We start from the raw sequence: 19055 nt of genomic DNA, 5'->3' as shown, positions 1-19055 counted from the left end.
CCCGCCGCCGGGTGGGCACTGCCGGCCTTCAGGCCGCCGCGTCGGCGCCCGGCAACGACAGGACCAGGGCCGCGGCGATCAGGAGCGCGGCCGCCGCGGCGAGGGACGGCACGGTGAAGCTTCCGGTCGCATCGGCCAGAACGCCCGCCGCCACGGGACCGATGACCTGCCCGGTCCCGAATGCCGCCATCATCACCGCGACGATCCGCTGACGATTTCCGGCATGCAGCCGCCGCGCCCCGTCGATGCCGAGCGATGTCAGGGCCACGAACGTCCCGCCGAGGGCGACGGCCGCGTAGAGGATGGCCGGCACATGGGCCGCCAGGACGCTGGCCATCACCCCCGACGCCTCGACGAGGCACGCGAGGGCGAAGCTGGTCCGAAAGCCCAAGCGCCGCTCGACCCAGCCCCAGATCGCGACGGACGGCGCCGCGGCGAGACCGACGCACAGCCAGACATAGGCCTCGGCCGTCGCGAGTTGCGGCAACGTCCGGACAATCGCGACCAGGAAGGTGGCGGTGATCACGTAACCGAAGCCGAACAGACCGTAGGCGATCACGAGCCGGGCGATCGAGGCGGAGGTCGCGGTCCCCGCCTGCGCCCGGGAGGCGGCCGGGGCGGATCCCTGGAGCAGCCAGAGGATCGGTCCCGCGAGCCCCAGGGCCAGCACGCCGCTGATTATCCAGAGACCACGCCACTCGCATCCGGCTTCCCGCGCGATGGACACGACCGCCGCGGATAGCGCGATCCCGCTCCCGACACCGGCGTAATGGAGCGCGGCCAGATCGGAGCGCCCGGTCCGCGTCAGCCGGTCCATGACCAGGGCCGTGGCGAGGACGAAGCCGAGGGCGCTCGCCGCGCCGCCGACGAAGCGCAGGGCGACGAAGGCGGCGAGCGTCGAACACGCGCTCATGGCGACGAGCGTGGCGACGCAGGTCCCCAGGGCGCCGGCGAGCCAGAGCCGGCGTCCCCGGAGCAGAAGCGGGTGCGCCGAGGCCAGGGCGCCGGCGAGGTAGCCGGCGAAGTTGGCGGAGCCGATCAGGCCCGTTTCTGCCCGGATGAGGCCGAGCCCGTCCGCCATGGCGGGCAGGATCGGCGTGTAGACGAAGCGACCGATGCCGATCGCGACGGCGAGCGCGAGGAAGCCGGCGGCAAGGGCCGGGAACGGCAGCCGGCCTCCTGCCTCCCCCGCGGCCGGGACAGGCGCAGCGGCGCCGCTCACCGGCACCGACCGCCGCTGTTCATGTCCGTAGACCCGCCTGCTTCATCATCGGGATGACCGCCTCGCCGAAATAGGCGAGGTCCGGCAGGTAGTCGAAGAAGTTGACCTGGACGCCGTCGCAGCCGGCCGCCTGCAGCTTCACGAAGCCTTCGACGATCTGCTCGGGCGTGCCGACAAGGTGGACGTTTCCGCCGATCACCCACTGGGCGCGGCTGTGACCGCGCCAGGACTTGGTGTCCCCACCCACGAAGGTCTGGACGAAGTTGTCGGCCGCCACGGGATCCTCGTGCTCCAGGATGCGGCGGTAGGCCTCCTGCGCCTCCTTCTCGGTGGGGCGGCAGATCACGTGGGGGTTGATGATCGTCTTGACCTGCCGACCCAAGGAGGCGGCGAGGTCCTTGATCCGGGCGTTGACCGGCGGCAGGGTCTCGTAGGCCTTGGCGGGCTCGGCGCCGCCGGGGCTCGTGATGAAGATCAGGTCCGAGTGCTTGGCCGCGTAGGCCAGCCCGGCGCCGGACGAGGCCGCGTTGACCAGGAAGGGCCGGCGGGGCCCCGGACGCGGCGCCAGGAAGGCGTTCTCGGTCTTCCACCAGCGCCCCGCGAAGGTCAGGTTCTCGTCCTCGGCCCAGAGGCGCTCCAGAAGCGTCGTGAACTCATCGGCCATGTCGTAGCGCAGGTCGTGCTCGATCATGTCGAGGCCGAACATCCGGTACTCGCTCGGCTTGTAGCCCGTGACGACGTTCACGCCCCAGCGGCCGCCGCTGATGTGATCGAGGGCGGCCCCGAACTTGGCGAGATGCAGGGGGTGCCACGCGTAGAGGATGTGCACCGTGTTGATGAGGACGATCCGCTTCGTCATCGCCGCCAGCGCGGTGTTGACGATGATCGGATCGAGCTCGTGCTCGCGGAAATGCATCTCGCCGCCGTAGCCGCCCTTGCCCATCCACTGGGCGAGGCCGAAGGCGAGGTCGAAGCCGAGATCCTCGGCCTGCCGCGTACACTGGGCGAGGTAGTCGAAGGTCCAGGAAGTCGAGCGCGGGGCCCGCGACGGGCTCCAGGCGCCCTCCTGCATCGGCAGGAACAGCCCGAGGATGAGCTTGTTCGGCGCGAGGCGCTCCAGGGGCGAGACCGGCGCGTCGTGGGCGTGCGGCGTGAGGGGGTTCTGGGTGAGCATGCTCGTCACCTTCACGGGTCAGGCGGTGGTCAGGAGAGCGTGGGCTTGGCGCTGGACGCGACGAGGGGTTGGCCAGCGTCCGGATCGGGCGCGCGCGGCGCGACCGAGATGTAGTCCTCCTGCGAGCGGTCCTTGAGGAGCGCCGCCGAGATCAGGCTGATCGCCGCGATGATCGCGAGGTAGCAGCTGATCGCCGTGGAGGTGCCGTAGGTGTGCATCAGCCACGTCGCGATGATCGGCGCCGGGCCGCCCGAGGTGAGGGAGGCGAGCTGGTAGCCGATCGAGGCACCGCTGTAGCGCACGTTCGGCGGGAAGCTCTCGGCGATGAAGGCGGCCTGCGGCCCGTACTGCATGTCGTGGACCACCAGGGAGGCGACCACCGTCAGGGCGATCACGGCCGGGATCGCACTGTTGATCAACCAGTAATAGGGGAAGGCGAAGACCAGCATCGTGAAGGCGCCGATCAGGTACATCCGCTTCCGGCCGATGCGGTCCGACAGGTAGCCGAACAGCGGCGTCGTGATCAGCGAGGTTGCGGCGGCCGCCAGCACGCAGTTGAACAGGAACGACCGTTCGAGCTTCAGCACGCCGGTGCCGTAGGAAAGCAGGTAGGTGGTGAAGAGGACGAACGGCGCCTGCTGTCCGGTGCGGATCAGGCAGGTGAGCAGGATGTCCTTCCAGTACAGCCGCACGGCGTCGAGGACCGGTGCCTTGGCGACCTGCTTCTTGGCCTTCATCTCCTCGAAGACCGGGGTCTCCAGCACGCCCAGGCGGATGTAGAGGCCGACGGCGATCAGGACGGCGCTCAGCAGGAAGGGGATGCGCCAGCCGATCGTCTCGAACCACTCGGGCGAGCCGGCATGGGTGACGACGGTGAGGACGAGGACGGCCAGCAGCATGCCCAGCGGCGAGCCAAATTGCGGCCAGCTCCCGGCCAGGCCGCGCCGCTTGTTGAACTGACCCCACTCGGTCGCGACCGCGATGGCCCCGCCCCACTCGCCGCCGACCCCGACGCCCTGCAGGATCCGCAGGGTGGTCAGGGCGACGGCCCCCCAGATGCCGATCGTGTCGTAGGTCGGGATCAGGCCGATGAGGACGGTGCTCACCCCCATCAGCATCAGCGTGACCACGAGCGTGGCCTTGCGGCCGATCCGGTCGCCGAAATGTCCGAAGATCGCCGCCCCGAAGGGACGGGCCACGAAGCCGAGAAAGAAGGTCGAGAAGGAGAGGAGCGTCGCGGCGAACGGGTCATGCGACGGGAAGTAGAGCTTCCCGAAGACGAGCGCGGCGACGAGACCGTAGAGGTAGAAGTCGTACCACTCGATCATCGTGCCGATCGTGGCGGCGATCACGGCGCGACGCGCGTGCTTCGCCTGACCCGGATCCAATCCGGGCCGGCTGTCTTCTGCAGAGGCCATCGTTTCCACCCTCGTGTTGGCGTCTTGAGCGATTGCGCTCTCTTCTTCTTGGTGCAGATCCTTTTGGGGCCACACTGCTCTCCGGCCGGTTCCGGTTGGCGTCACGGGCCGGCTGCGTCGGGAGAGGATCGGCTCGCCGTCAGGCGTAGTGCAGGGCCATGTCCTCCAGACGGCAGAAGCGACCCTCGTGGTAGAGGAGCGGAGACTTGCTCGCGACCGCACAGGTCACGATGCGCCCGATGAAGATCGTATGCGTGCCGAAATCCGTCTCCTGCACGACGGCGCATTCGAGCGTCGCGTCGGCGTCGCGGATCAGGGGACAGCCGGTCTGGCCGATCCGATGGTCGATGTCGGCGAACGGATCCGGCTTCTTGGCGGCGAAGTGCCCGGCCAGCTCCTCCTGATCGCTCGACAGCACGTTGACGGCGAAGGTGCCGGATCGACTGATCACCGGATGCGAGCGATTGGACTTGTTGACGATGACGAGCAGGCTCGGCGGATCGGCCGAGACGCTGCAGACGGCGGTAGCGGTCATGCCGTTCATCACAGCCCCGTCGGCAGAGGTGATGACGTTCACGGAGGCCGCGAACCGCCGCATCACCGACTTGAACTGATCTCCCGATATGCTCTGGGACGGGATCATCACAACACATCCTTCCTGCGGTCACGGCGCGCGCAGCATTCGGCCGGTGCCGCAATCCACGCGACAGGCCGGGCAAGCGGTGGAGCGGTTGCTCTGACCGGCGATCATCTCGACGAACGATACGATAGCGCTGGCAGGACCCGAAAAAAGCGAATTATTCCGCAGGCAAACGTTCGAAAATGTCGAACCATCGTGTCATCGTTGACGCCCGATCGATATTTTGCAGGACTGGCACCAGGTTGCTAGGCCTGATCCGGCTCGTCCCGCGCGCCTCCAGATTGGCGGGCTCTCTCCACGTAGATCCCGAAGAGGCTACACGGTCATCAAGGCTGCTCGGTCGTGAACATCAAACAGCTCGAGACCTTCCTCGAGATCGCGCGGTGCGGAAGCTTTACGGCCGCCGCGGACCGTCTGAACGCGACGCCGTCGACGATCTCGGCCCGGATCCAGGACCTGGAGCTGGATCTTGGCGTCTCCCTCTTCGACCGCTCGCAGCGGCGGGTCCGGCTGACCGCCAAAGGCCGGGAACTGCAGGTCTATGCCGAGCGCGCCATCGCAGCCTGCGCTGAAATTCGGACGCGGGTCGGCAGCGGCGACGCCCTGTCCGGCCTCGTCCGGCTCGGCGTCGCCGAACTGGTCGCGGTGACGTGGCTCCCGCATTTCGTGGACCTCATCCATCGATCCTATCCGCGCCTGACCCTGGAATTGCAGGTCGCCCTGACGGCCGATCTCCAGACCCTGATGGCGAATGGCGAGATCGACATGGCGGTGATGCCGGGCACGCGCTTCGACCCGCACCTCGCCACGCGCTCCCTCGGACAGGTGCGCTTCGCCTGGATGGCGGGCCGCGGCCTCGATCTTCCGAACCGCAGAATCGAGCCTGCGGACTTCCGGGCGATCCGCATCCTGTCGCTCGGCAAGAACAGCTTCCATCATCGAACCGTGGAGCATTGGCTCAACGAACGGGGCGACGCGCCGCGCGTCGTCGATCTCTGCAACAGCATGGGCGCCGTCGCCTCCCTGACGCAGGCCGGCGTGGGCGTCAGCCTCCTCCCGATCCAATGCTACCGGGCGGAGATCGCATCCGGTGCCCTGCGGGTTTTGGAGACCTGCCCGGAGGGGCCGCTGGTGGAATTCTTCGCCGTCTACGCGGCGGACGCGACCACGACCATTCCGCGCCTGCTCACCGACCTTGCGGCGGCGTCGAGCACGTTCGAGGACGCTCTTGGCTAAATGCGTAGCTTCAAGAGATTGTCCGTCCGGCCTGACCCGAGGAGGCTGAAGCTGCGAGGCCTCAGCGGTTCGATGAGCCCGGATGAAAAGCCCTCGGAATGCGCGTCGGGGCCGTCGGTCGGTCGCCTGGAGGGGCGCGGCGCTGAACGTGTCCGCGCCGAGCGGACGACCCGGCGCGGACCCATCGCATGCGGGACGAGGCGCAGGTGGACGTCTTCGATGATATCGGGCCCGTCTACGACGCAACGCGGCGTCGTAGACGCTCGGCGAGCCTGGCCCGGTCGAGCTGGAGAACCGAGCTCGCGTCGATCAGACTTGCCTGCACCAGTCCAGCAGCAGGACAATTACCGATTTCGTCGGCGTCATGCCCAGATCAGGATCCCCGACGCGCCGCAAGTTAATAGCGGCCCGTCTGCAATTATCCTGGGGCGCTCGGTCTCAGCTCTTTGTGAACGGATTGTTCGACTTGTAGTTTTTGCCCTTCGGCTCGGCCTTTCGCGGGTCGGGCTTGTCGGCGAAAAGACGCTTGACGCGCTCGTTGAAGTCCTCGGGCGTAACAGCCTGCGCTTTGCCGGTCGTAAATTCGCGTGCCATCTCGGCCTCCGCTTCGTCGCCCAGGGCACGGGATTGCGCGGAGGGATGCCGAAGCTATGCGCCGTCCGAAGCCAAAACGCCACTCCCAACGCAGGGTGTCGACGGTGGGACGACTATCGGAGGGCGGCTGAGCGCGGGTTTCGCCAGTTCGGAGATCCGCGGCGGCTGCGTTGCACATCCGGAACGCGCATCAAAAGGGCCCGGTGTCCGATTTTCGCGCGGACGGTCATCGCCGCTCTGCGATGAGGGGCGTCAGGCTCCCGGGACGACCGGCCTGCCCGTAAAGGCGCGCGAAGGCGCCGGACTCCTCACCCGCCGCCAAGCCGCGATCGCGCTGCGTCTGTCTTCGAAGGTCGACCGCAGGCGTGTTCCAGGCGCGCCCCGACGGTCCTCCCCGAAGCCGTGGAGCAGCACCGCGTCGGGACCGAAGACCCGATGCATCTCGGCACGCCAGAGACGGTCGGTGACCGCAAGCACGCGCTCGGTTTCTGCCAAGCGGTCGATATCCATGGCGGAGGTTCCCCGTTCACTGCCTGTCGCCGCACCGCCGGGCTGGCGACACGAGATCCCGCTCGAGGACCGGGGCAGCCCTGGAAGACGCGTCAGAGTGCTCTTGCGAGACCCGCCTCCAGGTTGAGGGCGCTGGCTGTCTGTTGAGCGAGGCGGACGCCCGTCGGCTCGACCACCGCATCCGCTTTCACGGCCTGGCGCACGACCGCAAGCGCCTCGTCTTCGGAGGTCGTGATCACGGCGTAGAACATCACCAAGGAACCGGATAGTTCCGCCTCGTCGGGGCGCGTCACCTTGAGGATATAGGCGGTCTGATTGGGCTCGATCATGGCCGCCTCGGGGGAATGGGCGCCGGCCGGGGGCATGAAACATCCTCACGTCTGAACATGTCGGGTTCGCAGCAGCGATCGATGATGGTTTGGCTCCGGGACCCGGTTCCCGCGCGGGAACACTCGCCGTGAGCCGACGGGCAGCCGAAGGCCGAGCGAGAGGATGCGCGCCTGTGCATCGCAAACTCCATCGCTCGTGCCGTCGCGACGGATGATCGGTACGGGCATGGCAGAGCATCCGAGATGCCCTGCTCGAAACAATCGTCGCAGCTTTGCCGATCGTTTAAAGAAACAAGACCGGACGCCTAAGCTCTGCTCGCAGCAGTTCGCGCGGCGCACCGATGATGGCACCGTGTGGCCGCCAATCTCCCGCGGCTTTCGACGCGGCAGGCGAGCCCGGGACGGATGATCGTCCCTGTCGGTCCTGAGAGTGGCGCTCGGCTCGCCGCGTCGATCGCGGCCGCAGCCGCGGCGGCTTCAGCAGCGTTCCCTCAGGGCGTTCTTCTCTGGCCCGATCGCCCCCCGCAGCGTTGCCGGACGCAACGGCCGTGCGGAAGCCCGGTCGGGCCGGATGGATCAAGAAGCCGGAACGAGTTCGCCTTCCCGTGCCGCGCGCTCACCGCCGTCGGACCGTATCCGGTAGGTGGGTTCGCCGGAGCGGTCATCCGGCGTCAGCCGGACCACTTCGAACAGGCCGTCGACGATGCCCTTGTTGCCCGTATAGCTGGTCCCCAGCTGCCGCACGTGCTGGCCGATCTTAAACTTGTGAGACATGTTTCGTCCTCCAAAGAAGCGCTGAGCGGGGAGCGACCGGCTTACCGGCGGGCTCTGGCTTTGCGAGCGGCGAAGCGCGCGTCGCGGGCGGCCTTCTGCTCAGCGGCGCGGGCCGTCTGCAAAGCCGCTGCCTCGGCCACCAACCGAATCCGGTCGGCTTCGGCCTGCGCGCTGGCAGCGAGACTCTCAGCCTCGCGTGCGGCTTCGTCGGCGAGGCGGGCGACCACACGCTCGGTGTTGCGTGCAGTCCGCGCCGCGACCACAGCCTGGCGGGCTGCCTGCCGGGCGCGAAGGGCCGGATCGTCGGCTGACGGGCGGGCCCGGAACCGGGCCAGGGTGTCCTGTCGCGACTTGGCGATCGCCGCCAGATGGTCAACAAGCTGACTTGCTTTGTATGGTCCCACGAATATTCCTTGTGCGCGCCAGAGCTAAGCTTTGGCTGCGAAATACAGATGAAGCCGCCCCCGGGGGAACGGCTTCGAGACGCGTCTTGGAAGACGGAGTGTGGCTCAGACGGCCTGGAGGCTGCCGGCGGACTGCTTGCCGCTGCGGCGATCGGTTTCCATTTCGTAGGAGACCTTCTGGCCTTCGGTCAGACCCTGCATGCCGGCACGCTCGACGGCGGAGATGTGCACGAACACGTCCTTGCCGCCGTCATCCGGCTGGATGAAGCCGAAGCCCTTGGTGTCGTTGAACCACTTAACGGTGCCGATGCTCATAGGTATTCCATATCGTTATAGGTAGTTAAATAGGTCGAGCGCACGCCATGCACGCGCTCGGTCGCGAATTTTCGAAAATGGGAGAGATGCAGAGCGCTCGCCCTGTTGAGGCGATGCGGCCGAATATCTGGCCAAAAGTCGATTTATCATCTGTACGGCATCGGAGAGATAATCACAAGCACTAAGTCAAAATGCAGGATGTTTGACATGCGGCGCAGAAGATTTTGGCGGTGCAAATCAGCGGCGCGAAGCTAGGCGGCGGTTTCCATACCGACCGCGCCATGGATTCCCAATCCGGGTCCCCGGTTACCCGAACGAAGCTGCACGCTGCCTTCAGATCCTCACACTCGCCGCCCCAGCGGCCGCGGCTTGTTCCACGGAAGCACCGCCGCGCAGGGCCATGGCGATGGCCGTCGATATGGTGTCGATCGCCAAAGCGCGATCCTGACCATAATCGTAAGAGCTGTTTCTGTCGGAACTCAGCCTGGCATAGTAGCTGTCCGGAAAGCGCTCATCGATCCGCAGCTTGAGCATTCGCGTTGCTGCGTTGTAATCGCTTTCAAACTGTCGGGATTTTGTGGAATACCCGCCTTCGAAGGTGCCGGCTTCGCGCTCTTTGGACATCGTATTCGCCCTGCGACTCTGAGTTTCGCCAAGGAAAAGACCGATGATTTTGCTGGTCAACCAGCGCATGAGGTGCATTCTGTCCTCCTGACTTAAGGGCTGTTGAGCGATGCTCGGTGCTGTCGCGCCGTCTCGCGGATCCGGGTATCCGGCTCGGTATCCGCCCTCCCCGGTTCGACGGGCGCTTGAAGAGCAGTCCTGAATGGCCGCGCATGCGACCGTCTGCGGATAGATCAGTGCCTGTTCTAGGCCGAAGCCATCGGTAAAAGGCTCTCGATGCGAAGCTTCAGCCGCGTCGCCCGGATCGCGTCCAGGGTGCGCCGATGCGCATCTGCGGCAATACCTTCGGCTTCGAGGTCCGTGAGCTGATCGATCAGCCACCCACGCTCCTGAAGACCAGGCAGCTGCGATGAACGTGCAACCATCCTGATCAATCTTTGCATCACCGGGCAAGGCGGTGCTGAGTCCGGCTCGACCACGATTGTCATCTCCCGATTTCCGCCATCGTGTCAGCCACGACCGCGGGGCTCGGCGAGGCCCACAATCGACTGAGCCGCCCTGTTGACGGCCACCCGCGGCTCTTCCGCTTTCTTTGACTCGCTGGGCCCGCGGCTCGATTCGGTTGCCATGATCGCGCTCCGCGTCACGTTCGGAGGCAAAATAGGACCGGCTCCGGGATCTGTCGGACGGCCGGATGGCAAGCGGTCGAATCTCCGTTGGGCCGTCATGCGTGCCGTACCCGGTATAGGAACGAAGCGTCAGCACCCCACGTTCGGATGCAGGCCGATGCAGCCGATAGGCTTGGCGGACCTGATGAGAGCGGAACCGTCCTGAAACTGACGGGATGTTTGCCAAGCACGCCTGTCCATTGCAGGCGGGGGCGCAGGCCCTCAGTCACCGGCGCCTGGATCAGTCGATCCGATGATAGTCTCACTCTGCGCCTTCGAGCGCGATAAAGATAGTCCTCTGGCGTCGGGGCATCCGCTGCCCATGCAGCGGCCCTGCAGTCGCCTCTCCCTCGGCCCGGTCCGAATTACCGGTATTGCGTCGGAGCGCTTCTGACCGCGTACGCCCGCAGTGGCTGCTGCGGCGTCAGCCGACGGGGTCCGCATCGAGCGATACGCGCAGGCGCATCCGCACCACCCCCATCTCGTCGCGGACAGCCGCCATGTAGTCCTGCCGGCCGGGCGCGTCGGAGAATCCCTGCGCGATACGTGTCATGATCTTCACGGCCTGAGACCGGGCGGCCTCAAGGCTCGGCAGATCGTAGCCGTCTCTGTCGCGGACGATGTCGGTTCCGTCGTGCAGATCGATGAAATAACGCGGCATAGGCGGCTCGGCGAGGCTGATCCGTCCGCCACGCTAAGCCGTTTCCGCACTTGTCCCCTTACCCCTTTTCGGTAGCTTGCCCGGACCGCGGCGCCACACGCGTCGGTCGCGCCCTTCGGTCCGGGCAACAGGTCGAACGGGCGCCCCTAGCGAAAGTCGCCCGGCGTCAGGCCGTGACGCGCCATCTTGTCGTAAAGCGTCTTGCGGGGCAGTCCGAGCGCCTCGGCGGCTGCCCGGACATCGCCGCCGGCCATGATCAACTCGTCGCGGATCAACTGCCGCTCGAAACGATCCACCTGATCGGTGAGGCTGCCGGCCGCCGCCTCAGTGGCGGATTGCGGCACGGCTCCGAGCCCGAGGGCGCAACGCTCGGCGAAATGGCCGAGTTCGCGGACATTGCCCGGCCAGGGGTGACGGCGCAGATGATCGCGGATGGACGGCGTGACCGGCGGCACCGCGCGTCCGAACCGCTCGGCGGCGCGGCGCAGGAAGTGCTGGAAGAGCAGCATCACGTCCTCGCCCCGGTCGCGCAGGGGCGGGATCGCGATCGTGATGACGTTGAGGCGGTGATAGAGGTCGTCCCGGAAGGTGCCCTGAGCGGCCGCCTGCCCGAGATCCACCTTCGTGGCAGCGACGACCCGCATGTCGACCGGCCGCACCTCGTTCGTGCCCAGCGGTTCCACGGTGCGCTCCTGAAGCACCCGAAGCAGCTTGACCTGCAGCGGCAGCGGCATGCTCTCGATCTCGTCGAGGAAGAGCGTTCCACCCTGTGCGTGCTCGATCCGACCGATCCGGCGCTTCAGCGCCCCGGTGAAGGCCCCGGCCTCGTGGCCGAACAATTCGCTCTCGACGACGCTGTCCGGCAGCGCCCCGCAATTCATCGCCACGAGATTCCGCCCGGAGCGCCGGCTCCAGCGGTGCAGGGCGCTCGCCACCACCTCCTTGCCGGATCCCGTCTCACCGAAGACGAGCACATCGACATCGGCCTGCGCCACCTCGCGCACGAGGGCGCGCAGGCTAGTGATCTCGGGAGAGATCCCGAGGAACGCCGGATCCTCCTCGACCGCCGCGTCGAGCCGCGCCCGCAGCGCCCGGTTCTCCATCACGAGCCGCCGCCGCTCCAGCGCCCGGCGCACGGAGGCGACGAGCGCTTCCGCGGGATAAGGCTTGGCCAGGAAGTCGTAGGCGCCGCCCTGCATGGCGGCCACAGCCATGCGGATGTCGCCGTGGCCGGAGATCAGGATGACAGGCAGGTCCGGATCCACCCGGCGCAGGCGCGCCAGCAGGCCGACGCCGTCGAGTCCGGGCAGCCGCACGTCGGTGACCACCACGCCGGGAGGCGCGGCCAGGATCGCCGCCAGAGCCGCCTCTGCCGCGGCGAAGGCCTCGACGGCAAATCCCTCCAGTTCCAGGCTTTGGCAATTGGCCCGGCGAACCTCCGCCTCGTCGTCGATGAAGACGACGCGCTCGGTCGCCGCCTCCGCGTCCGCCGATCCGCTCACGGTGTTGCTCCCAAGGGCTTGTCCACGCCCGGACTCTTCTCCGTCGCCCGGAGCAGCTCCATCCGGAAGACCGTGCCGGCGTCCGCGCCGCCCGCCAGGATCAGGTTGCCGCCGCAATCCTCCACGATCCCACGGGCGATGGCGAGACCCAGACCGAGGCCATCCGCCTTGGTCGTGAAGAACGCGTCGAAGACCTGGCAGCGTAGGGCGTCGGGAATGCCGGGCCCGGTATCGGCCACTTCGATCGCGATGCGCTCGCCACCGTCGGAGCGAAGGTGCAGGCCGACGCGGGCGTCCGGTCGGCCCGCCACCGCGTCGAGGGCGTTCTGGAGCAGATTGACCAGAACCTGCTCCAGCCGCGGACCGTCTCCGAGCACGCGCAGATCCGGGTCGGGCAGGTCTGCCGCGAGCGGGACGTCGAGGGCCGCCGCGCGCGCAGTCACGAGTTCCAAGGCGTTTGCCACCACGTCGCGCAGCGCCACCGGCTCGCGTCGCGGCGAGGCGCGGCGGGCGAAGCCCTTGAGCTGCCGGGTGAGGCCCGCGATGCGGTCGGTGAGCCGGCCGATGGCGGCCGCATTCTCGGCCGCGTCGTCGGATCGCCCGCGGCGGATGAGGATCGCGGTGTTGTCGGCGTAGGAGCGGATCGCCGCCAACGGCTGGTTGATCTCGTGCGCCATGCTGGCCGCGAACTGGCCCAGGGCCGCCAGTCGGCCGGCCTGCGCCAATTCGCGGCCGAGGCGCTCGCGCTCGGCCTCGCCGCGCTGCCGCTCCGCGATCTCGGCGCGCAACTGCGCGTTGGTCTCGCGCAGCGCGCGTGTCCGCGCCTCGACCCGGGTTTCAAGCTCCGCCCGGCGCGCAGCGGCCTCCGACAGCCGCATCCGCGTCCGGCGGCCGCGGTCGGCCAGGGCGAAGAGCCCATACCCGACGAGCGCCGTGGCCAGCGCCGCGATGATCCAGGCCTGAAGCCGCTCGCGCTCGACGGCGGTGCCGACCGGTGTCAGCGTATGCAACCGCCAGTCTGTGCCGGGCACGGGGGCCTGCGACAGGATCGCGGTCCAGGCCGGCAGTGCCCCCCGGGCGACGCGGACGGCGTCCGGCTTGCCGGCGATCGGATGCAGAGGCAGCCGCTTGAGGGACGCCGCACCGAATTCCTGCCCCGCCTCGATCCGGGCACGCTCGGCGGCATCGATGGCGTCGAGGGTATCGAAGCGCCACCCCGGCTCGCTGGTGACGAGGACGATGCCCCGGGCATCGGTGACGAAGGTCACCTCGTGGGCCGCGCGCCACGCCGCCTCGACCGCGTCGAACTCCACCTTCACCACGACGACCCCGGCGCCAGTGCCGACGCGCCGCGCGAGGTACAGGCCGGGCCGGCTGCTGACCGTGCCGAGGGCGAATTGCGATCCGGCGCCGCCGGCCAGGGCCTGCTTGAAATAGGGACGGAAACCGTAATCCTGTCCAACGAAGCTGCGGTCGGTCCCGGCATTGCTGGCTGCGACCGTGAGCCCATCGGCGCCGATCACGTAGATGACCGCCGAGCCGGTGGCGGCTGCGATTTGTGCGAGCCGTTTGTCGACGCGATCCAGAAGGCCGCGGCCCGGATCCGGCCCGAGTGCGGCGACGACTTCGGGGTCGGTGGCGAGTGCAAGCGGCAGCGAGGCTTGCTTCTGCATCTCGGCCAGCAGCACGCCGACCTGAAGCCCGATGGCCGAGCGGGCGGCCCGCCGCAGATCCGACAGGGCCCAGCGTTCTGCGGTGCGGCCTGCGAGCCACGTCGCCGCCAGGACTGCGCAGAGCCCGAGAAGAATCGCGAGACCCCGCCGCGACGGCGTTCCGTCCGGCGTCCGGGCTCCGCTTTCGGGTGCTGCCGAGCGGATCAACGGGCTCCAACCCGTGCGGAAAGCCGGAACGCTTCGGCCCGAGGCGTGCGGAAATCCGCAAGAGAACCGATCAGGCGGTTGCACCACGGCCGTAAAAAACCGTTTTCTTTCAATGAAATGAAGAAATGCAACTCGCCGCCTTTCGGTGGCATGCCGGTTGCCATTCCCGCCACGTAACGCAGCCATGTCGTCAGGGAACGGCTGCCAGCCAAACGGCCAAGAGCAAGCGCGGACAGCGTCGGACCATTTCGACGCCAGCCGCCCAAACCGAAGCTATCGACAGGGAGAACGCCCCATGGCTGCCGTGCCGTCACCACTCACCGCCCCGCATCCGCCCGCCAAACCGAAGCCGCTGTACCGGACGCTGTACTTCCAGGTCCTGGTCGCCGTCGCGATCGGCATCCTGCTCGGCCACTTCTATCCGCAGCTCGGTGCCGAGATGAAGCCGCTCGGCGACGCCTTCATCAAGCTCGTCAAGATGATCATCGCCCCGGTCATCTTTCTCACCGTCGTCTCCGGCATCGCCGGCATGACCAACCTGGAGAAGGTCGGACGCGTCGGCGGCAAGGCGCTGATCTACTTCCTGACGTTCTCGACGCTGGCGCTGATCGTCGGCCTCATCGTCGCCAACGTGCTCCAGCCGGGCAACGGCCTGCACATCGACCCGAAGTCGCTCGATCCGAAGGCGATCGCCACCTACGCCGGCAAGGCGAAGGAGCAGAGCATCGTCGACTTCCTGATGAACATCATCCCCACGACGGCGGTCGGCGCCTTCGCGGGCGGCGAGATCCTGCAGGTGCTGTTCTTCTCGGTGCTGTTCGGCTTCGGCCTCGCCTTCCTGGGCGACCGCGGCAAGCCGGTCCTGGACATCATCAAGGTGCTGTCCGAGGCCATCTTCGGCGTCGTCAACATCATCATGAAGGTCGCCCCCGTGGGCGCCTTCGGCGCGATGGCCTTCACGATCGGCAAGTACGGCATCAGCTCGCTCGCCAACCTCGCCTATCTCGTCGGCGCGTTCTACCTGACCTCGACGATCTTCGTGCTGGTCGTGCTCGGGGCGGTGGCCCGCTACAACGGCTTCTCGATCATCCGGCTCATCCGCTACATCAAGGAGGAGCTGCTCCTCGTGCTCGGCACGTCCTCGTCCGAGTCGGCGCTTCCCTCGCTGCTGGAGAAGATGGAGCGGGCCGGCTGCTCCAAGCCGGTCGTCGGCCTCGTCGTGCCCACGGGCTACTCGTTCAACCTCGACGGCACCAACATCTACATGACGATGGCGGCCCTGTTCATCGCCCAGGCGACCGATACGCCCCTGAGCTTCGGCGAACAGGCCCTTCTGCTCCTCGTGGCCATGCTGTCCTCCAAGGGCGCGGCGGGCGTGACCGGCTCGGGCTTCATCACGCTGGCGGCGACGCTGGCGGTGGTGCCCTCCGTGCCGGTGGTCGGGATGGCGCTGATCCTGGGCGTGGACCGCTTCATGTCCGAGTGCCGGGCGCTCACGAACTTCATCGGCAACGCCGTGGCCTGCATCGTGGTGGCGCGCTGGGAGAACGAGGTCGACGAGGACAAGCTCGCGGCGGCCCTCGCTGGCCAAACCACCCGACCGGCCGGCCATACGCCGGCCCTGCAGGCCGCCGAGTGAGCCGCGGCCGTCGCGGGCCGCGGGTGCGGCTCGCGACGGCCACATCCTAGACAAGCGATATGCGATCAGCCCGCGCAGACCGGCGGGCGGCTGTGCCGGGACTCCAAGGGCCGATCCCCGGCCGTCAGCCCTGCGCGAGGGCCTGGGGCGCGAAGGCGGCGACGACCGGCCGGAACGCGCCAACGATCGCAGGATCGAGCCGGCCGGCCATGCCCTCCAGAATCGCGTATGCCGCCTCGCTCGCCATGGGCGCCCTATAGGGCCTCTGCTCGATCAGGGCCGCGTGGATGTCGCAGACGGTGACGAGCCGGACGAGGTCGGGGATGTCGCGTCCCTTAAGCCGGTCCGGATAGCCCGAACCGTCGAGCATTTCGTGATGCGACCGGACCACCAGAAGCATCTGCTGCTCGAAGCCCTGCTCGGCGAGCATGCTGTATCCCTTTTCCGGATGCAGCCGCATCACGGCCATCTCGGTGTCGTCGAGCCGGCCCGGCTTGTTGAGGATGGCGGCCGGGATGTGGATCTTGCCGACATCGTGCAGCAGGGCCGCTTTGGTGACCCGGTGACGCTCCTGCACGCCGAGGCCGAGACTTGTCGCGAAGGCGGCCGCCAGCCCGGCCACCAGCAGGCAGTGCTGGTGCGTGGCATCGTCGAATTGGCGCACCGCCCGGATCCAGTCGCGGATCCCCGTATCCCGGATCGCGACGTCGATGGCCTGGGTGCCGTTGTCGATGACGGCGGGTGTGATCGGCTGATCCGCCACGAAGACCGATGCGTAGAACCCGCGCACCTCTGCCGCCATCCGGACCGCGCAGGCGGGCACCGGCTCCTCGACATGCGCCGCGACGGGTGACGGCGGCCGCTGCGCGCCGAGCCGATCCCGCAGGTGATCGATGTCGATGGGGGCGCACAGCGTGTGCGTCGCACCGAGCGCGACGCCGACGAGCCGGGTGCGCGGGCTCTCGGTCGGCAACAGGACGACCAGGGGGACCCCGTGCCGGATCTGCACCAGGAGGCGCCGCAGACGCTCGACGGATGCCGTACCGAGATCGAGGACGTCGGTGACGATCGCGGTCGGTGTGCCGACCGGCGCCGCCGCGGCGCGGAGGTCGTGGATCTCGCAAGACAGACCATCGGACAGGTCCCCCTGCAAGCCCAGGCTGCGTACGGGATCGTCCGTGATCAGAAGGATACGGCCCATCGGCACGCTCTCTGATCGCGGCCTACGGGAACATTGCGTCAACCGTGTCCTGCGAGACCGAGGCATCGCCGGGTAGCACGGGGCCATTCAGCAGGGCCGCTTCGCCGCTGCGTCTGTCGTGCGGCAGGTTGGGCCGTGCCGGGCCATCGCCGGACGCCGACCAGACGCGCAGCATCTCGCCGATCCGCTCCTCCACGAGAACGATCGTGCGCACGACCTTCGAGATCCGCTGCCCGGTCAGATCCTGGAAGTTGCACGCCTCGAAGATGGTTTGCATCTCGGCCTGAATGGCCTCCGCGTCGGCCCGGGTCGCAGGGTGTTCCGAACGCCTCACGATCCCGCGGGCCAGCCCATCGACGGTCTCCGACGCCGTCAGAATCGCGTTCGTGGCGTCTTCCGTGCCTTGTACGACGGCGTGGAGCTCGTCGCAGGCGCGACTGGTCTCCTGCTCCTGTCGAAGGTCTGCGATTTCCTGGCGCGTCCGCGCGATCGCGTCCGAGATCGACACGAGCTGGCTCCGCAGGAGCCCGACACCCTCTTCGATGGAAACGACGTCCGGTACAGCACGGGCCATGATCGACGATCACCATGCGCTTTAATTTAGGCGCCGAAACTATCGACCATGTCTTAAGCTGGGCTTAATGCCGATTGTTTCCGTGTCTCGTCAGCGTATCGTACGATTGATGACTTAAAGATTTCATGATTTTGCGCTTCGACCCGGACGATCGGTCAATTCGATCTCCGCCGACTCATCAGCGGCGTCTTCGAGGGCGTGCAACGGTGATCTGCTGATCTGACAAGCGGCAGCGATCCGGGGCGCCGTCGCAAGCCTCGTGGAATCTCTGCCAGTTCTTTCAACTTGAGGTGGACGTGACGGTTAAAGTTGCAATTGCATGTTAAGTGACAGCATTCCGAATGGATCGATTTTGAACAATGCTGCGCGAAAAAAAAGTAAGCTTTTGATGCTCTTCTAGCGGCGTGGTCCGGTCGAAGGCTGGGTATTGAGCACGGAAATCCGAACGGTGGTTCGCTGGCTTGATGGACGAGCGCAGGCGGCGCGCTTCGTGCGGGCGCGCGGGGGTGCGACTGCCGTGGAGTTCGCCCTCGTGGCCCTTCCGTTCTTCGCGCTGATCGGGGCCTGCCTGGAGAACGGGATCGTCTTCTGGGAGCAGGAGATCCTCCAGCAGGCAGTGTCCGATGCCGGCCGGCAGATCTATACGGGCTCCTTTCAGACCGCGAACACCGGCACCACCGATCCTGCGACCCTGATGAGCCGGTTCCGGACGGCGATCTGCACACAGTCGAACGGCACCCCGCGGGTGACGATCTTCAACTGCGCCAATGTCCGGGTCAGCGTCACGCAGGCCAGCAGCTACGCGGCCGCCAACCCGGTCTCGCCCGTGGCGACCAATGCCAGCGGCGCCAGCGACTGGAACGCGAGCTTCCCCAGCTATTCCTGCGCGGGCGCCTCCGCGATCGTGATCGTGCAGGCGGCCGTGGACGTCCCGATCTTCTTCCCGCTGCTCGGTGCGGCGACGCCGAGCCTGCCCAACAGGCGTCGGGTGATTCAGGCGGCGACGGTCTTCAAGGTCGAACCGTACACAACCCAGTCCGTGTGCTCCTGATGCGCCGGATTCTGGAACGTCTCGCGCGCTACCGATGCGACGAGCGCGGGATCGCCGCGGTCGAGTTCGCGTTCGTGTTGCCCCTCCTCATCATCCTGTATTTTGCCACCGCGGAACTCACGCGCCTGGTCGACGCGAACCGCAAGCTGACGCTGTTCGCGCGCACGCTGAGTGATCTGTCGGGACGCGCGGACAATCCGAGTCCGACGGTCGAAGCCATGGCGACGATCGCGGGCGCCGCGACCGCGATCCTGCGTCCCCTCGATGCCTCGAATCTGCAGATCGTCGTCAACGCCATGGGTGTGGAGTCGGTCTCAGGCACGCTCTATGGCGGGGTCTGCTCCAGCTGGGCCCAGAACGCGACCAAGCGGCCGGCGCAGCAGCGCAACGGGACCAACGGGTTGCCCCAGACGCCGGCCGTCTATCAGTTCGACGGCGCCCGCTACATCCTCGGTGAAGTGACGATGACCTATACGCCGATCATCGGCAGCGCCCTCTACCGCTGGATCTTCGGCAACCGCGGCCTGACCTTCACGCGGCAGATCCCGTGGTCGGAGCGCACCGCGAGCGAGATCATCATGCCGGGCGGCGTGGCTTGCCCGATCTTCAACTAGCGCGACGGGGGCCCAACGTGTCCGC

At 67.3% G+C, this 19055-nt stretch carries 21 protein-coding genes; 4 read left to right on the top strand and 17 right to left on the bottom strand.

Features of this window, described 5'->3' with window-relative positions:
• Window positions 1-28 precede the first annotated feature (28 nt).
• From P9K36_RS02485 to P9K36_RS02470, 4 genes are all read right to left on the bottom strand, one after another.
• Window positions 29-1222, bottom strand: coding sequence for a YbfB/YjiJ family MFS transporter (locus tag P9K36_RS02485; RefSeq protein ID WP_205782315.1), 1194 nt, complete (start codon window positions 1220-1222; stop codon window positions 29-31).
• Window positions 1223-1241: 19 nt separating this feature from the next.
• Complete coding sequence (locus P9K36_RS02480; protein WP_043346595.1) at window positions 1242-2396, bottom strand: LLM class flavin-dependent oxidoreductase; 1155 nt, start codon at window positions 2394-2396, stop codon at window positions 1242-1244.
• Window positions 2397-2425: 29 nt separating this feature from the next.
• Window positions 2426-3814, bottom strand: coding sequence for an MFS transporter (locus P9K36_RS02475; protein WP_100793888.1), 1389 nt, complete (start codon window positions 3812-3814; stop codon window positions 2426-2428).
• A gap of 139 nt (window positions 3815-3953) precedes the next feature.
• Window positions 3954-4457 (bottom strand): flavin reductase family protein, encoded by a 504-nt coding sequence (locus P9K36_RS02470; protein ID WP_043346606.1) that lies wholly within the window; start codon window positions 4455-4457, stop codon window positions 3954-3956.
• Between the two features lie 339 nt (window positions 4458-4796).
• Here P9K36_RS02470 and P9K36_RS02465 point away from each other — a divergent pair, with 339 nt between their 5' ends.
• A complete protein-coding gene (locus tag P9K36_RS02465; protein WP_278306519.1) occupies window positions 4797-5690 on the top strand; it encodes a LysR family transcriptional regulator in 894 nt (297 codons plus the stop codon).
• A 438-nt stretch (window positions 5691-6128) separates the two neighbouring features.
• Here the strand turns inward: P9K36_RS02465 and P9K36_RS02460 are convergent, their stop codons facing one another.
• From P9K36_RS02460 to P9K36_RS02410, 11 genes are all read right to left on the bottom strand, one after another.
• The gene (locus P9K36_RS02460; RefSeq protein ID WP_164706323.1) at window positions 6129-6284 is read right to left on the bottom strand and encodes a hypothetical protein; all 156 of its coding nucleotides are present in this window, start codon (window positions 6282-6284) and stop codon (window positions 6129-6131) included.
• 252 nt (window positions 6285-6536) lie between these two features.
• On the bottom strand, window positions 6537-6794 hold the full coding sequence (locus tag P9K36_RS02455; RefSeq protein ID WP_051044646.1) for a hypothetical protein: 258 nt from the start codon (window positions 6792-6794) through the stop codon (window positions 6537-6539).
• A 92-nt stretch (window positions 6795-6886) separates the two neighbouring features.
• Window positions 6887-7123, bottom strand: coding sequence for a hypothetical protein (locus P9K36_RS02450; protein WP_051044647.1), 237 nt, complete (start codon window positions 7121-7123; stop codon window positions 6887-6889).
• Window positions 7124-7699: 576 nt separating this feature from the next.
• Entirely contained in the window at window positions 7700-7897 is a 198-nt protein-coding gene (locus tag P9K36_RS02445) for a hypothetical protein (RefSeq protein ID WP_043346614.1), read from the bottom strand.
• A 41-nt stretch (window positions 7898-7938) separates the two neighbouring features.
• Complete coding sequence (locus P9K36_RS02440) at window positions 7939-8301, bottom strand: DUF6481 family protein (protein WP_043755289.1); 363 nt, start codon at window positions 8299-8301, stop codon at window positions 7939-7941.
• A 105-nt stretch (window positions 8302-8406) separates the two neighbouring features.
• The gene (locus tag P9K36_RS02435) at window positions 8407-8616 is read right to left on the bottom strand and encodes a cold-shock protein (protein ID WP_043346616.1); all 210 of its coding nucleotides are present in this window, start codon (window positions 8614-8616) and stop codon (window positions 8407-8409) included.
• A 333-nt stretch (window positions 8617-8949) separates the two neighbouring features.
• Window positions 8950-9318 carry a hypothetical protein gene (locus tag P9K36_RS02430; RefSeq protein WP_278306518.1) on the bottom strand — a complete coding sequence of 123 codons (369 nt, stop codon included), beginning with the start codon at window positions 9316-9318 and terminating at the stop codon, window positions 8950-8952.
• Window positions 9319-9485: 167 nt separating this feature from the next.
• Window positions 9486-9728 carry a hypothetical protein gene (locus P9K36_RS02425; RefSeq protein ID WP_278306517.1) on the bottom strand — a complete coding sequence of 81 codons (243 nt, stop codon included), beginning with the start codon at window positions 9726-9728 and terminating at the stop codon, window positions 9486-9488.
• Window positions 9729-10332: 604 nt separating this feature from the next.
• Window positions 10333-10569 (bottom strand): hypothetical protein, encoded by a 237-nt coding sequence (locus P9K36_RS02420; protein ID WP_043346619.1) that lies wholly within the window; start codon window positions 10567-10569, stop codon window positions 10333-10335.
• Between the two features lie 146 nt (window positions 10570-10715).
• On the bottom strand, window positions 10716-12071 hold the full coding sequence (locus P9K36_RS02415) for a sigma-54 dependent transcriptional regulator (RefSeq protein ID WP_278306516.1): 1356 nt from the start codon (window positions 12069-12071) through the stop codon (window positions 10716-10718).
• Window positions 12068-14137, bottom strand: a complete 2070-nt coding sequence (locus tag P9K36_RS02410) for an ATP-binding protein (RefSeq protein WP_278306515.1) — start codon at window positions 14135-14137, stop codon at window positions 12068-12070. Before P9K36_RS02410 ends, P9K36_RS02415 begins: the two co-directional genes overlap by 4 nt.
• 109 nt (window positions 14138-14246) lie before the next feature.
• Here P9K36_RS02410 and P9K36_RS02405 point away from each other — a divergent pair, with 109 nt between their 5' ends.
• On the top strand, window positions 14247-15590 hold the full coding sequence (locus tag P9K36_RS02405; protein ID WP_043346633.1) for a dicarboxylate/amino acid:cation symporter: 1344 nt from the start codon (window positions 14247-14249) through the stop codon (window positions 15588-15590).
• Window positions 15591-15714: 124 nt separating this feature from the next.
• Here P9K36_RS02405 and P9K36_RS02400 read toward each other — a convergent pair whose 3' ends face one another.
• Both P9K36_RS02400 and P9K36_RS02395 read right to left on the bottom strand, forming a co-directional pair.
• Window positions 15715-16791, bottom strand: coding sequence for an HD domain-containing phosphohydrolase (locus P9K36_RS02400; protein WP_043346635.1), 1077 nt, complete (start codon window positions 16789-16791; stop codon window positions 15715-15717).
• Between the two features lie 22 nt (window positions 16792-16813).
• Window positions 16814-17299, bottom strand: coding sequence for a protein phosphatase CheZ (locus tag P9K36_RS02395; RefSeq protein ID WP_236952834.1), 486 nt, complete (start codon window positions 17297-17299; stop codon window positions 16814-16816).
• Between the two features lie 514 nt (window positions 17300-17813).
• Between P9K36_RS02395 and P9K36_RS02390 the strand changes: the two genes are divergently transcribed.
• Together P9K36_RS02390 and P9K36_RS02385 are read left to right on the top strand one after the other, a co-directional pair.
• On the top strand, window positions 17814-18416 hold the full coding sequence (locus tag P9K36_RS02390) for a TadE/TadG family type IV pilus assembly protein (RefSeq protein WP_091955289.1): 603 nt from the start codon (window positions 17814-17816) through the stop codon (window positions 18414-18416).
• The gene (locus P9K36_RS02385; protein WP_043386279.1) at window positions 18416-19030 is read left to right on the top strand and encodes a TadE/TadG family type IV pilus assembly protein; all 615 of its coding nucleotides are present in this window, start codon (window positions 18416-18418) and stop codon (window positions 19028-19030) included. The genes P9K36_RS02390 and P9K36_RS02385 overlap by 1 nt, the downstream gene beginning before the upstream one ends.
• Window positions 19031-19055: the final 25 nt, after the last annotated feature.

It is taken from the genome of Methylobacterium sp. 391_Methyba4 (assembly GCF_029691625.1).
GTDB classification, from domain to species: domain Bacteria; phylum Pseudomonadota; class Alphaproteobacteria; order Rhizobiales; family Beijerinckiaceae; genus Methylobacterium; species Methylobacterium fujisawaense.
The sequence above is the reverse complement of the archived record's forward strand: the minus strand, read 5'-3'. Positions and strand labels throughout refer to the sequence as shown.

Bases quoted from the DNA above. Each gene is read 5' to 3' on its own strand.
- P9K36_RS02480 (WP_043346595.1), bottom strand. From the start codon at position 2,396: ATGCTCACCCAGAACCCCCTCACGCCGCACGCCCACGACGCGCCGGTC.
- P9K36_RS02475 (WP_100793888.1), bottom strand. From the start codon at position 3,814: ATGGCCTCTGCAGAAGACAGCCGGCCCGGATTGGATCCGGGTCAGGCG.
- P9K36_RS02470 (WP_043346606.1), bottom strand. From the start codon at position 4,457: ATGATCCCGTCCCAGAGCATATCGGGAGATCAGTTCAAGTCGGTGATG.
- P9K36_RS02460 (WP_164706323.1), bottom strand. From the start codon at position 6,284: ATGGCACGCGAATTTACGACCGGCAAAGCGCAGGCTGTTACGCCCGAG.
- P9K36_RS02455 (WP_051044646.1), bottom strand. From the start codon at position 6,794: ATGGATATCGACCGCTTGGCAGAAACCGAGCGCGTGCTTGCGGTCACC.
- P9K36_RS02450 (WP_051044647.1), bottom strand. From the start codon at position 7,123: ATGATCGAGCCCAATCAGACCGCCTATATCCTCAAGGTGACGCGCCCC.
- P9K36_RS02445 (WP_043346614.1), bottom strand. From the start codon at position 7,897: ATGTCTCACAAGTTTAAGATCGGCCAGCACGTGCGGCAGCTGGGGACC.
- P9K36_RS02435 (WP_043346616.1), bottom strand. From the start codon at position 8,616: ATGAGCATCGGCACCGTTAAGTGGTTCAACGACACCAAGGGCTTCGGC.
- P9K36_RS02430 (WP_278306518.1), bottom strand. From the start codon at position 9,318: ATGCACCTCATGCGCTGGTTGACCAGCAAAATCATCGGTCTTTTCCTT.
- P9K36_RS02425 (WP_278306517.1), bottom strand. From the start codon at position 9,728: ATGACAATCGTGGTCGAGCCGGACTCAGCACCGCCTTGCCCGGTGATG.
- P9K36_RS02420 (WP_043346619.1), bottom strand. From the start codon at position 10,569: ATGCCGCGTTATTTCATCGATCTGCACGACGGAACCGACATCGTCCGC.
- P9K36_RS02410 (WP_278306515.1), bottom strand. From the start codon at position 14,137: ATGGCTGCGTTACGTGGCGGGAATGGCAACCGGCATGCCACCGAAAGG.
- P9K36_RS02405 (WP_043346633.1), top strand. From the start codon at position 14,247: ATGGCTGCCGTGCCGTCACCACTCACCGCCCCGCATCCGCCCGCCAAA.
- P9K36_RS02400 (WP_043346635.1), bottom strand. From the start codon at position 16,791: ATGGGCCGTATCCTTCTGATCACGGACGATCCCGTACGCAGCCTGGGC.
- P9K36_RS02385 (WP_043386279.1), top strand. From the start codon at position 18,416: ATGCGCCGGATTCTGGAACGTCTCGCGCGCTACCGATGCGACGAGCGC.